Source organism: Streptomyces brasiliensis (assembly GCF_014647875.1).
Classification (GTDB): domain Bacteria; phylum Actinomycetota; class Actinomycetes; order Streptomycetales; family Streptomycetaceae; genus Streptomyces; species Streptomyces brasiliensis.
The window spans coordinates 83,406-95,916 of the sequence record NZ_BMQA01000001.1 but is presented as its reverse complement, the minus strand read 5'-3'; the positions used below and the strand labels follow the sequence as shown (position 1 = coordinate 95,916).

The following is a 12,511-nucleotide window of genomic DNA, read 5'->3' as shown; positions in this document are numbered from 1 at the left end:
CCGCCCCGACGGGCTCCCCGGCGCGTCGGCAGGCATGTCCCGACGTGCCGAACGAGAAGGGAGACCCGGTGCCCATCCCGGTCCTGGACGGGACCGCCCTGGAGACGCTGCTGACCGCGGCGGTGGCGGCCCCGTCGATCCACAACACCCAGCCCTGGCGCTTCCGCCTGGATCCGCGCCACCAGGTTCTGAAGGTCCACGGCACAGCCGAGCGGTCCCTGCCGCTGGCCGACCCGGAAGGTCGCGCTCGCCATCTGTCGGTCGGCGCGGCGCTGTTCAACCTCCGCGTCGTGGCCACGCATTGGGACCGGCAACCACGGGTGCGGCTGCTGCCGGCCCCGGCCGAACCCGACCTGCCGGCCACCGTCCATCTCACAGGGTCACCCGACCCGGATCACTGCCGACGAGGTGACACTCGGACCTGTACGAGGCCGTCGCGCGACGCCACACCAGCCGCATGCCGTTCACCGGCCGACCCGTGCCGGAGACGATCCTGACCGAGATGGCCGCGGCCGCGCACGCCGAGGGCGCCCGGCTGCACGTGCCGGACATCCCCGGAACGCGCAGGCTGCTCGGGCTGACCGCGGTGGCGGAGGCACGCAACCAGGCCGGCCCCGAGCGCGTCGCGGAAGCCCGCGCCTGGATCACCGCCTCCGGCACGGACACCTCGTACGGCATCCCCGTCGGCACGCTCGGGCCGCTCGACGCGGCCGGGCGGATGCCGATGCTGGACTTCACCGGCGGTCTGCCGGCCCTGCGACCGCCCGCACTCCGCTTCGAGCGCCACGCCCAGGTCGGCCTGCTGTGGGGGGCGTACGACCGGCGGGAGGACTGGCTGCGCGCGGGACAGACCCTGCAGCGCGTGCTGCTCACGGCAACGGTGCACGGGGTGCGCACCTCGCTGCTGCACCAGGCCATGCAACGGCCGGACTTGAGGGCGGCCGCCGGCCTGCCCCGCCGCCGCTGCCGCCCGTACCTGCTGATCCGGTTCGGCTACGGCCGCGAGGACGGCCGTACTCCGCGCGCCACCGGACAGACGGACGGCGGCCACCGATGATTCCGCCGTCGCGGTGGTCGGGTCAACGCGTCCGTACAGGGGGCCAGTTGGTGCGGCGGCAGACGGGCCGTTCGGCCCGGTCGGGTCCCGGGACCGAGGACCGCCGGGCCCGGTGAGGGGGACCGATGGCCCCCGGCACCGCGTCGCCCCCGGGCAGATAGTGGCTCCGGGTCTCCGGCACGCTCAGTGCGGTCGGCGGACCCGCGGGCCCGGCACGATCACCGGGGCCGTACCACTTCGAACGGAAGGAACGGACGGCATGCTCCAGCCGTCGAGGAAGCACACCGAGGCACCGCCGCCAGTCGCGTCCGTCCCCGGCCGGGCGTGGTTGATGCTGGCGCTCGCCATGCTCGGCTTCGCCGTCAACTTCTGGGCCTGGGCGCTGCTCAGCCCGCTCGGCCCGCGCTTCAAGGACAGCCTGCACCTGACCTCGTTCCAGCAGTCGCTGCTGGTCGCGGTGCCGGTCGTGGTTGGCTCGCTCGGGCGGATCCCGGTGGGTGCCCTGACCGACCGGTTCGGCGGGCGGGTGATGTTCCCGCTGGTGTCCGCGGCCACGATCGTGCCCGTGCTGTATCTCGGCCTGGCCGGCCACTCCTCCGTCGCAACCCTGCTGGTGGGCGGCTTCTTCCTCGGCGTCGGCGGCACGGCCTTCGCTGTCGGCGTGCCGTTCGTCAGCGTCTGGTTCCCGCCCGAGCGGCGCGGGTTGGCGATCGGGATCTTCGGAGCCGGCATGGGCGGTACCGCGATCAGCGCCCTGACGACGGTCAAGCTGGTCGACGCGTACGGCGTGGCGAGCCCGTTCCTGATCACGGCGGGCGTGCTGGCGGTGTACGCCGTGGTGGCCGCGCTGGTCCTCCGGGACGCACCCGGTCGCACCGTGCCCACCGAGCCGCTGACCCGCCGCCTGGCCGACACCTTGAAGCTCGGGATCACCTGGCAGGCCTCCGCCCTGTATGCGGTGGCGTTCGGCGGCTACGTGGCCTTCTCCGTCTACCTGCCCACCTACCTGAAGACCGGCTATGCCCTGCCCCAGGCCGACGCGGCCAACCGGATGGCCGGGTTCGTGCTGCTGGCCGTGGCGATGCGCCCGATCGGCGGCTGGCTGTCGGACCGCGTCGGCGCGGTGCGGGTGCTGACCGGGGCGCTGGCCGCGGTGTTCGCCGGTGCCTTCGTCCAGGCGTTCACGCCGCCCCTGGCGCCGATGGGCACGCTGGCGTTCCTGTTGCTGGCCGCTGCCCTCGGCGCGGCCAGCGGCGCGGTGTTCGCCCTGGTCGCGCTGCTGGCCCCGGCGAACAAGGTCGGCTCGGTCACCGGCGTCGTCGGCGCCGCGGGCGGCCTGGGCGGGTTCGTTCCGCCGCTGCTGATGGGCTCGTTGTACGGCGCCTACGGCTCGTACGCCTTCGGTCTGGCCCTGCTCGCCGTGGTGGCCGCCGCGGCGCTGGCCTTCACCGGCACGGGCGTACGTCACGCGGTGACCCGGCGGTTCCTTGCGGCCCAGGCGCACTGAACTGCCTGTTCCGGCGCGGTCAGCAGCCGTTCGGTGACAGCGGCACAGCCCACTCCAGGACTGTGCCGCTGGGCACGTTGGGGAACAGGCTGAAGGTGCCGCCGAGTTCCTCGGCGCGGCACTGGAGATTGGCCAGTCCGCTGCGCCGGGTGACGGCCGGCGCGAGGCCCCGTCCGTTGTCGGCGACCCGCAGACGCAACGTGGCGTCGGTGACCTCGACGTGGACGTCCACCGCGGTGGCACCGGCGTGCCGGGCCACGTTCGAGAGGGCCTCGCCGAGCACGGCCGGCAGATGCTCGGCGCATGCCGCCGGGACGTCGGTGTCGAGGAGACCCGTCATACGCAACGCCGGGGTGAAGCCGAGGAGTTGGGCGGCCCGGTCGACAGCGGTGACCACATGGGCACGCACCCCGCCGAGCGCACGCCTCTCGTCGCTCTCGCGCAGGCCGTAGATGGTGGAACGGATGATCTTGATGGTGTCGTCCAGGTCGTCCACGACCCGTTGCACCCGCTCGCTCACCTGCGGCCGGTCGGCGACCCGGCCCAGCGTCGACTGCAGGGACAGCGCTCCGGCGAACAACCGCTGGATGACCAGATCGTGCAGATCGCGGGCGATGCGGTCACGGTCGGCGAGGATCAGCATGCGCTCGGTGTCCCGCCGGTGCTCGGCGACGTCCATGGTCAGGGCCACCTGGTTGCCGAACCCGGTGATCATGTCGACGGCCGCCTCCGGGAACACCGGGCGGTCGGGCAGGTTCGCCACCATCAGGATCCCGCGCACGTGGTCCCGCGTACCGAGCGGCACGAAGAAGGCCGGCCCCAGCTCCGGCGCGGACGCGCCGCCGCCGACGCGCGGCTCCGCGCCGGCCCTGTCACTGGTGATCGTCTCTCCGGAGGCGAAGACCTTCGCGGCCAGCGTGGCGCCGGACAGCACCAGGCCACGCACCTCGTCGGCCTGTGCTCCGGAGGCGACCTCGACGACCAACTCCCCGCTGTCGCCGACCGGTACGGCCAGGGTGACCAGGTCCGCCTTTACCAGCTCCCGCGCCGTGGTGACGACGGTTTCCAGCACCGAGGCCGGCTCCTCGCCCGACAACAGGCTCCGGGTCAGTTCGTCGCTCGCCGCCAGCCACCGCTGCTTGCGTCGCGCGTCGTCGTACAGCCGGGCGTTGTCGATCGCCACACCGGCTGCCGCGGCAAGGGTCCGCAGCACCGCCTCGTCGTCGGCGTCGAACTCTGCGGCGCCCTGCTTGTCGGTCAGATAGAGATTGCCGAAAACCCGGTCGCGTACCTGGATCGGAGCGCCCAGGAAGCTGGTCATCGGAGGATGCCCCGGCGGGAAGCCGGAGGACGCCGGATGCTCCGCGAGGTTCGCCAGGCGCAAAGGCTCCGGACGGCGGACGAGCAGTCCCAGGATGCCCTCGCCCCGTGGGTAGTGCCCGATCCGGGAAACGGCCTCCTCGTCGACGCCGACGGTCAGGAACTGCTTGATCGTCCCCTCTTCGCCCAGCACGCCGAGCGCCCCGTACTTCGCGTCGACCAGGGAGGCGGCGGACTCCACGATGCGCTGCAGGACGACCGCCAGATCCAGGTCGGAGCCGATGGCGAGCACCGCGTCCAGCAGTGTGTGGATCCGGTCCCGCGCCGCACGCACCTGTACCACCTGCTGCTGCAGGTCCTCCAGAAGCTCGTCCATGCGCAGCTGAGGCAAGGTCCTGTCCGCCCCGGCCCGGCCGGGGTCCTGAGTCCGCTCGTCCACCACAGCTCCCCTCACTCCTGACCCTGTCCAGGATGCCCGACGTGCCCTGCCGCGCCGACAGCGCCCCGGCGCCGGGGGCCCGGCCGACGGTTCGCCGCCATGCCCGGCCGGCTGCGGGGAGGCGCCTGCCCGCTTGTCGTCCCTTCCGGCACCGCACTACCGTGCCGATGTGGATCTCTTCTCACCCTCCTGGGCAGCGTTGCGCCGGGCGGTCGCCGGACTCGCGGATCACGACTTCCAGCAGCCGTCGGGGTGCACGGGCTGGCTCGTGCGGGATCTGGTGTGCCACCTGATCATCGACGCGCAGGACGTCCTGATCACCCTCGTCACTCCCGCCGATACGGAGCCGACCCGGGATGCGGTGACCTACTGGGACCTCGTCGAAGCCCCGACCGGCGAGGACCCGCTCGACGCGCTGACCGTCCGGCTGGCCGCGGCGTACGAGGACCCCGAGCTGCTGAAGTTCCACCTGGACGACGTGGGCTCCGCGGCCGGGCGCGCCGCCCAACTCGCCGATCCCGCCGCCCGGGTGAGCACCCGGGGCGAGGTTCTCACGGCGGGGGACTACCTTTCCGCGTACGTCGTGGAATGGACACTGCATCACCTGGACCTGGTGGCGCACCTCCCCGACGTGCCGGGTCCGCCCGCCGGGGGCCTGTCCCACTCCCGGGCGACGCTGGAGAAGATCGCCGGGACCGCCTTCCCGCCGACGTTCCGCGACGAGGACGCCCTGCTGATCGGTACCGGGCGCCGGGCCCCGAGCAGCGTGGAGAGGGACGAAATCGGTGAGCGGGCCGCGAGTCTCCCGTTCGTCCTGGGCTGACGTGCCAGGTGGTCGCCGCGACCACACAGACGGGTAGGGGAGGAATTCGTTCATGGCGTTGACGACGGCGTTCACGGAACTGTTCGGTGTGGAGCACCCCATCGCCCTGGCACCGATGGGCGGTTCGGCCGGTGGCGCTCTCACGGCTGCCGTCTCACGCGGCGGCGGGCTCGGACTGCTGGGCAGCGGGTTCGGCGACGAGGAGTGGCTGGCCCGCGAACTGCCCGTCCTCGCCGACGAGGGCGCCGGTAAGCCCTGGGGCATCGGGTTTCTGACCTGGGCGATCGACGTCGACGTGGTGGCGCGGGCGCTGGAGCACGAGCCGTCGGCGGTGATGCTGTCCTTCGGCGACCCCGGTCCGTTCGTGGAGCGCATCCACGCCGCGGGCACGAAGCTGATCCTCCAAGTCACGGACCTCGAAGAGGCCCGGCGGGCGGTCGGACTGGGCGCCGACGTGATCGTGGCGCAGGGCACGGAAGCAGGTGGGCACGGGGCCCGGCACGGGCGGTCCACGCTGCCGTTCGTGCCCGTCGTGGTGGACCTGGCGGCGCCGGTGCCGGTGCTGGCGGCAGGCGGGATCGCCGACGGCCGGGGCCTGGCGGCCGCGTTGGCGCTGGGGGCCGCCGGCGCATTGCTCGGCACCCGCTTCCAGGCCACGGCCGAGGCGCTCGTCGCGCCCGCGACCGCCAAGGCGATCGTCGAGGGACGCGGGGAGGACACCGAGCGCAGCAGGGTGCTGGACATCGCCCGTGGCTCGCGCTGGCCGGCGCAGTACACCGCGCGCACCCTCGGCCACCCCTTCCTCGACGCATGGCGGGGCCGGGAGGACGACCTCGCGGCCGACCCCCACGCCCGGCCGGCGTACCAGGACGCCGTGGCGCGCGGCGAGATTCCCGCCCTTCCGGAGTGGGCCGGTGAGGCCGTCGACCTCATCGACGACCTGCCGTCCGCCGCCGACCTCGTCGGCACCTTGGCGGCGCAGGCCGAGACCGCGCTGGCACGAGCCGGGAGACGCTGACCGCGCCCGCCGGGAAGCAGCGGCCACGAAACCGGGTAGCGGAGCCGCGAAACGCGAAATACGAAGAAATGCGAAAGGCAAGGAGGTCACCCGCTCCTTGCCACTCTCAACTTATAGCGCACCGGGGGGCTTGCGGCAAGGCCCGGGTCGTGGCGCAGAATCATCGGCCGAAGCCACGACCTGCGGAAACGGGGATTTTCATGATCGACGTGATCATTGCCGGCGGCGGACCGACCGGCCTGATGCTGGCCTCCGAGCTGAGGCTGCACGGCGTGCACGCGCTCGTGCTGGAGAAGGAGACGGAGCCGGCTCCGTATGTGCGCGCGCTCGGCCTGCACGTGCGCAGCATCGAGGTGATGGACCAGCGCGGTCTGCTGGAGCGCTTCCTCGAGCTCGGCAAGCAGTACCCGCTCAGCGGGTTCTTCGCCGCTATCGGCAAACCGTCGCCCGTCCGTCTGGACAGCGCCCATTCCTACGTACTCGGCATCCGGCAGACCGTCACCGATCGCCTGCTGGCCGAGCACGCCGCCGAGCTCGGCACCGAGATCCGGCGCGGGCCCGGCTGCGAACTGGTCGGGCTGAGCCAGGACGAGCACGGGGTGACGGCCGAGCTGGCCGACGGCACCGAACTGCGCTCGCGCTACCTCGTCGGCTGCGACGGCGGCCGCAGCACGGTGCGCAGGCTGCTCGGCGTGGGCTTCCCCGGTGAGCCCAGCAGGGTCGAGACACTGCTGGGCGAGATGGAGGTGGCCGTGCCGGCGGAGACGGTGGCCGCCGTGGTGGCCGAAGTCCGCAAGACCCAGCTGAGGTTCGGCGCCGGGCCCTTCGGGGAGGGGGTGTACCGCGTCGTCGTGCCTGCCGACGGGCTGGCCGAGGACCGCTCGGTCCCGCCGACCCTCGAGGAGTTCAGGCGACAGCTGCGGGCGGTCGCCGGCACCGACTTCGGCGTGCACTCACCGCGTTGGCTCTCCCGCTTCGGCGACGCCACCCGGCAGGCCGAGCGCTACCGGGTCGGCCGGGTACTGCTGGCCGGAGACGCGGCGCATATCCACCCGCCGACCGGTGGCCAGGGGCTCAACCTCGGCATCCAGGACGCGTTCAACCTCGGCTGGAAACTGGCCGCCGAGGTGAGCGGCTGGGCACCGGAAGGGCTCCTGGACAGCTACCACAGCGAGCGGCACCCGGTGGCCGCCGACGTACTGCTCAACACCCGTGCGCAGATGGAGCTGCTGTCCACCGAACCGGGGCCCCGGGCAGTGCGCCACCTGCTGTCGGAACTGATGGACTTCGAGGACGTGCACCGCTACCTGATGGAGAAGATCGCCGCCATCGGTATCCGCTACGACTTCGGCGAGGGGCATGAGCTGCTCGGCCGGCGGCTGCGGGACGTGGGCCTGAAGCGGGGCCGCCTCTACGAGTTGATGCACGGCGGCCGCGGACTGCTGCTCGACCAGACCGGCGGGCTCTCGGTTGCGGGCTGGGCTGACCGGGTGGACCACGTCGTCGACGTCAGCGAGGAACTGGACGCGCCCGCGGTGCTGCTGCGGCCGGACGGCCATGTGGCGTGGGTCGGTGAGGACCAGCAGGATCTGCTGGCCCACCTGCCGAAGTGGTTCGGCGCTGCCGCGGTCTGAGCGCCTACACCTGTGGCGTGGTCTGCCCCATCTGCCAGAGGTACATGCACGCGGTCGACCGCCAGGGGCGCCACGGCTCCCCGATCTTCCCGACCTCGGCGGGGCGCGGCGGTCCCGGTAGCTCGTACACCTTCTGCACGGCGTGCCGGATGCCGAGGTCGCCGACCGGCAGCACGTCCGGCCGGTGCAGATGGAAGATCATGAACATGTCGGCGGTCCACGTTCCGATGCCCTTCACGGCGACCAGCTGTGCGACCACCGCGTCGTCGGCCAGCCGGTGCAGTCGCGCCAGTTCGAGCTCGCCGGAGAGGATGCGCTCGGAGAGCGACAGCAGCGTGGTCGTCTTGGCCCTGGACAGGCCCGTGGCCGTGCGCAGTTCGTCCGGATCCTGGCGGAGGATGTCCTCCGGCGACGGCGGGTGGCCGCCGCAGCGCTCCTTGAGCCGGCGGTAGATCGCGCGTGCGGCGTTGTTCGAGATGTTCTGCGCGACGATCGCGCGCAGCAGCATGCCGTAGTGGTCACGCGGGATGTCCGGATCGGGTGGATGCGCGGAGTCGGGTTCGACGGTCGGCCGTTCGCCGCCGTCGCGCAGGACGCCGTCGATGACCGCGCCCAGGACGTGATCGGCCCGGCGCAGATGGTCCTCTGGAGTCCGCACACGGTGCGTCGCCATGCGTTCGATCGTACGACGGGGTCGAGGGGGAGGCCCGTCGGGCCTTGCGCGGGCGGACTGTCGCTGCCTTGCGCGGGCATGTTCTCAGGCACCGGTACACGGCCACGGCCGGAACCGTGACGGTCCCGGCCGTGGCCGCTTCTGTGCTCACGGAAGAGGCAGGTGCGCCCCCGCGTCACCGCAGCCCGAAGGCCCTGGTGATCGTCTGGGAGACAGAGTTCCCCGCGTCGTCCCGGGCGGTGACCCGGAGCGTGGCGAAGGCTGCCGGCCCCGGAGCGGCCAGCCTCGTGCGCCAGCCGTCACCGCCGCGCGACAGCTCGCTGCGGTGCCAGGTCTTGCCGTCGTCGTACGACACCTCGACGGAGGGCTTGCCGATGGCGGCGGTCGTACCCGGCAGATGCGAGGCCGCGACCGTCAGCTCCGTGCGCCGATCCGCCCGGCCGCCCTTGTCCGTGTCGACGCCGTAGTCGAGCTGGATGAGCGGCAGAGGCTCGCTCGACTCGGTCCCGGTGGCCGCGGAGGTGAAGTTCCACTCGGTCAGGGTGTGCGTCGAGTAGGGGTTGCCCCAGGCCCCGCGGTCGTTGTCGACCACCAGCCGGTACGGCAGCCGTTCCGCGGCGAGCCCGGCGACGGGCAGGTACTCGGAGTTGCCCCAGCGGAGCTGGTTGTCGCCCTGGTAGAGCGCCATCCAGTCCTTGACGTCGTAGTTGCCGCCTGCCTCGCCCACGTGCCCGGCACCGGAGTCTCCCCAGCCGGGAGCGGGGATGTACATCGTGTCCAGGTAGCGCACCGGCTGATAGCCGAGCGGTCCCATCCGGGGCCGCTGGATCGGCCCGAACCAGCTGACCTCGGCGGTCTTCCGCGCGGGGTAGCGCAGGACGTCGAGGGAGTGCTGTCCCGTCTCGCCCTGGATGAAGGCGTCGTCCAGCCAGGTGACGTCGGAGGTGACCCAGTCCGTGCGCTCGCCCTGGGCGGGAGCGGTGAGCTGGTTGCCGACCGCCCATCCTCGCCAGACGTCGGGGCGGAACTCCATCGCCTTGCCGGGCCGGTGGTTGCGGAAGGAGACGTCCACCCTGCCCAGGTCCTTCGGCTCCTCGCGCCAGGTCGGGTCGGCCGGAACGGCGCCGGTCCAGTGGTGCACGACGTCGTAGAGATAGCCGGTGGTCGGATGCGAGGTGACCTTCAGCTCGACCGGTCCGTGCCGGAGGGAGTCGAGCAGGTCGGCGCCCTGGTCCGCGTTGAGGGTCGCCACGGTCAGCGGCGCCGGGCTCTCCGGACTCCACGGAGTCTCGTCCCACGGCTGCAGTCGGCCGACGCCGTCGTTGACGACCAGGAGCAGCCGAGCGCCCCCGGCCGCGGCGGCCTCCGCCTGGGCCGCGATCGCGGAGGTGTCACCGGCGCGGACCACGACCGCCCTGCCGCGCACGTCATGGCGGGCGATTTCGGCGGCGGACACGGCGGAGACAGCGGTGAGCGTGCGGGTGCCGGCCGGCAGTGGCTCGGCCCCCCGTTTGACCAGCGGATCGGCGTACGTCCGCGATGTCGTGCCCACGGTCAGCGCGGGCTGCTCCAGGCGGAATCGGGCACCGAACTCGAACTCCCCGGTGGTGACCTTCTTGCCGGTCGGCAGCGCCCAGACGCTGTCATAGGAGTTGTCGGGCAGCACGGACGACGCGACCAGGCTGTCGGTGAACGACCGGAGGACGTCCACCCGCGGAGCGACGGCGGTGGTCTCCCGCGGCACGCGCGCCAGGACCTGCCGGGCCTTCCGGGCGTCCAGGGAGACGGTACGGTCCTGATCCAGCCGCACGTCGTTGAAGGCGAGCAGGGCCATGCCGAGCGAGTGCGGCCCGCCTGCGCCGCGCACGTCGGCGGAGAGCCATCCGCTGTAGGTGCCGACGGGCAGCCGTATCGTGCCGGTACCGGACTCGTCGAGGTCGATCACCGAGAAGAGATGCTCGGCGGCCAGGACGGCGCGGCCGGCCAGCGGCTTGCCGGACCTGTCCTTCGCGACGACGGTCAGGTTCTGCCGCTGCCCCTCCCTGGCGGCGCCGATCAGAGTCCGGGCCCGGACCGAACCGGCTTCGTCCGTACCGGTGATCATGGCGCTCACGGGCTGATCGGCCGTCAGACGGTCGAGCTGTGCCGTCAGTTCGACCGAGGCCGTGCCGTGCGCGGGTACGGTGATCCGGTCTTCCGAGAGCGTGAACAGCCCTGCGGGGACGGTGCCGTCGACCGCCAGACCGAGACTGACCGGAGCCTCACCGACATTGGTGTACGTCACCTTCCGGACGTCCGTCTCGCCCGGCTTCGGCGGCCAGGTGTGGAAGCCGGAGTAGGCGCTCGCGGTGGCGAAGACCGTGGCGTGGACCGCCTTCAGCGCGTCGAGGCGTCCGGCGCCCGCCTGGTACGGCGTGTACGACGGCGTCGCCTTGACGCTGCTGACCAGCGCCTCCTTCAGCTGCGCGCCGGTCCAGTCGGGGTGTTCGGCGGCGAGCAGCGCGGCTGCGCCCGCGACGTGCGGCGTCGCCATCGACGTACCGCTCATGGTGGTGTAGTCGCCGGAGCCCCGCTTGTAGCGCGAGCGCGCGGCGAGGATGTCGACGCCGGGCGCGGTGAGTTCGGGCTTCAGCCCCGCGTCACCGCCGCGCGGCCCCTGGCTGGAGAAGTCGGCCAGCTGGTCCGAGGCGTCGACGGCGCCGACGGTCAGCGCCTCGTCCGCGGCACCTGGGCTGCTGATGGAGTTCGGGCCCCCGTTGCCCGCCGCGATGACGAACAGTGCGCCGGTCTCCCGGCTGAGCTGATCGACCGTCTGGCTTACTGGGTCGGTGGCGTCACCACCGCCGCCCAGGCTCATGCTGATGACCTTGGCGTGCTGGTCGCGGGCCGCCCACTCCATGCCCGCGATGATCCAGGACTCCTGGCCCCGGCCCTCGGAGTCCAGCACCTTGCCGACGGTCAGCCGCACTCCGGGGGCGACGCCCCGCTCCACGCCGCCGGAGGCACTGCCGGTACCGGCGATGGTCGAGGCGACGTGCGTGCCGTGACCGTTGTAGTCGGCGACGTCCTCCTCGTACGGCACGAAGCTGCTGCTGGTGTCCACCTGCCCGGCCAGGTCGGGGTGTTCGGCGTCGATGCCGCTGTCGAGCACCGCGACCTTCACGCCCTTGCCGGTGTTCCCCTCCGCCCAGACCTGCTGGGCGCCGATCTGGGCCGTCGACTCGGCGAGGTCGGCCCGCACCTTCCCGTCGAGCCACACCTTGGCGATACCGTCCGCGAAGGACGGCTTGGCCGACCGGGCCGAAGCCGCCGAACCGCCGGTGAGCGCCGACCAGAACGCCGGGGCCTGCTTGCGGTTCTGGGCGAGGGCCGCGCCCCGGATGCTCTCCAGCCGTCGTACGACGTGCGAGCCGGTCGGCTCGGCAGGCGCGGTTCGTGCGCTTGCGGCGGCGTCTGTGTAGCGCACGATGAGCGGCAGCCGGGCGGCGTGCGCGTCGTCGTAGCCGTCGGCGATCAGCCCCGTCACGTTGAAGAGTTGCTTGTCCAGTTTCCCGGCGCTGACGTACGGCAGCACGGCGTCGGGATACACATACGTCGCCCCGTCGACGACGACACGGTGGAAGCCGGCGGTGGCGCCGTTCGCGGCCTCGAAGGACCGGACGACGGTGCCGTCGGCGGCTGTGCCGATCGTGACCTTGTCGCCGGTGATCAGAGTGACGGTGTGTGTGCCGCTGCTGCCGGGGGACCGGTGCGCGGCTGTGGCCGGCGCCGGATTGCCCGGATCCGCGGGCCCGGCGGCGGAGGCGGGTACGACCCCGAGTGCCAGGGCGAAGACCGCGCCGAGCGCGATCAACCGTGCTCTGGGCACGGGCGAGTTCGGCATGGAGGACCTCGGAAGGGTGTGAGGAACGTGAGTTGATCCGGATCATCGGGGTCCCCAGAGCGGCCAGCAATGGCTGGGACTGTCGCATGTGTGCCATGGCGCACATGCGCAACTGCGAGGTGTATCATATTCACCAAGCGATGAATTACTTCTCTCC

At 72.2% G+C, this 12,511-nt stretch carries 9 protein-coding genes; 6 read left to right on the top strand and 3 right to left on the bottom strand.

Annotated elements, in window-relative coordinates; translation table 11 throughout:
- Positions 1-68 precede the first annotated feature (68 nt).
- From IEZ19_RS52965 to IEZ19_RS00410, 3 genes are all read left to right on the top strand, one after another.
- Entirely contained in the window at positions 69-497 is a 429-nt protein-coding gene (locus IEZ19_RS52965) for a hypothetical protein (RefSeq protein WP_308428917.1), read from the top strand.
- Positions 458-1,057, top strand: coding sequence for a nitroreductase family protein (locus IEZ19_RS52960; RefSeq protein ID WP_308428916.1), 600 nt, complete (start codon positions 458-460; stop codon positions 1,055-1,057). The genes IEZ19_RS52965 and IEZ19_RS52960 overlap by 40 nt, the downstream gene beginning before the upstream one ends.
- 259 nt (positions 1,058-1,316) lie before the next feature.
- Positions 1,317-2,564 carry an MFS transporter gene (locus IEZ19_RS00410; RefSeq protein ID WP_189308916.1) on the top strand — a complete coding sequence of 416 codons (1,248 nt, stop codon included), beginning with the start codon at positions 1,317-1,319 and terminating at the stop codon, positions 2,562-2,564.
- Positions 2,565-2,583: 19 nt separating this feature from the next.
- Here the strand turns inward: IEZ19_RS00410 and IEZ19_RS00405 are convergent, their stop codons facing one another.
- Entirely contained in the window at positions 2,584-4,323 is a 1,740-nt protein-coding gene (locus IEZ19_RS00405; RefSeq protein WP_373296883.1) for a sensor histidine kinase, read from the bottom strand.
- Between the two features lie 169 nt (positions 4,324-4,492).
- On the opposite strand from IEZ19_RS00405, the gene IEZ19_RS00400 reads away from it, so the two are divergent.
- From IEZ19_RS00400 to rox, 3 genes are all read left to right on the top strand, one after another.
- The gene (locus IEZ19_RS00400) at positions 4,493-5,146 is read left to right on the top strand and encodes a maleylpyruvate isomerase N-terminal domain-containing protein (RefSeq protein ID WP_189308915.1); all 654 of its coding nucleotides are present in this window, start codon (positions 4,493-4,495) and stop codon (positions 5,144-5,146) included.
- Between the two features lie 52 nt (positions 5,147-5,198).
- The gene (locus IEZ19_RS00395) at positions 5,199-6,164 is read left to right on the top strand and encodes an NAD(P)H-dependent flavin oxidoreductase (RefSeq protein ID WP_189308914.1); all 966 of its coding nucleotides are present in this window, start codon (positions 5,199-5,201) and stop codon (positions 6,162-6,164) included.
- Positions 6,165-6,364: 200 nt separating this feature from the next.
- On the top strand, positions 6,365-7,798 hold the full coding sequence (gene rox / locus IEZ19_RS00390; protein WP_189308913.1) for a rifampin monooxygenase: 1,434 nt from the start codon (positions 6,365-6,367) through the stop codon (positions 7,796-7,798).
- A 4-nt stretch (positions 7,799-7,802) separates the two neighbouring features.
- Here the strand turns inward: rox and IEZ19_RS00385 are convergent, their stop codons facing one another.
- Positions 7,803-8,471 (bottom strand): DNA-3-methyladenine glycosylase family protein, encoded by a 669-nt coding sequence (locus IEZ19_RS00385; RefSeq protein WP_189308912.1) that lies wholly within the window; start codon positions 8,469-8,471, stop codon positions 7,803-7,805.
- A gap of 175 nt (positions 8,472-8,646) precedes the next feature.
- Positions 8,647-12,354 carry a S8 family serine peptidase gene (locus tag IEZ19_RS00380; protein ID WP_189308911.1) on the bottom strand — a complete coding sequence of 1,236 codons (3,708 nt, stop codon included), beginning with the start codon at positions 12,352-12,354 and terminating at the stop codon, positions 8,647-8,649.
- Positions 12,355-12,511: the final 157 nt, after the last annotated feature.

Excerpts from the sequence above, each read along its gene's own strand:
- IEZ19_RS00380 (WP_189308911.1), bottom strand. The coding sequence starts at position 12,354 with ATGCCGAACTCGCCCGTGCCCAGAGCACGGTTGATCGCGCTCGGCGCG.
- IEZ19_RS00410 (WP_189308916.1), top strand. The coding sequence starts at position 1,317 with ATGCTCCAGCCGTCGAGGAAGCACACCGAGGCACCGCCGCCAGTCGCG.
- IEZ19_RS00395 (WP_189308914.1), top strand. The coding sequence starts at position 5,199 with ATGGCGTTGACGACGGCGTTCACGGAACTGTTCGGTGTGGAGCACCCC.
- rox (WP_189308913.1), top strand. The coding sequence starts at position 6,365 with ATGATCGACGTGATCATTGCCGGCGGCGGACCGACCGGCCTGATGCTG.
- IEZ19_RS00385 (WP_189308912.1), bottom strand. The coding sequence starts at position 8,471 with ATGGCGACGCACCGTGTGCGGACTCCAGAGGACCATCTGCGCCGGGCC.
- IEZ19_RS52960 (WP_308428916.1), top strand. The coding sequence starts at position 458 with ATGCCGTTCACCGGCCGACCCGTGCCGGAGACGATCCTGACCGAGATG.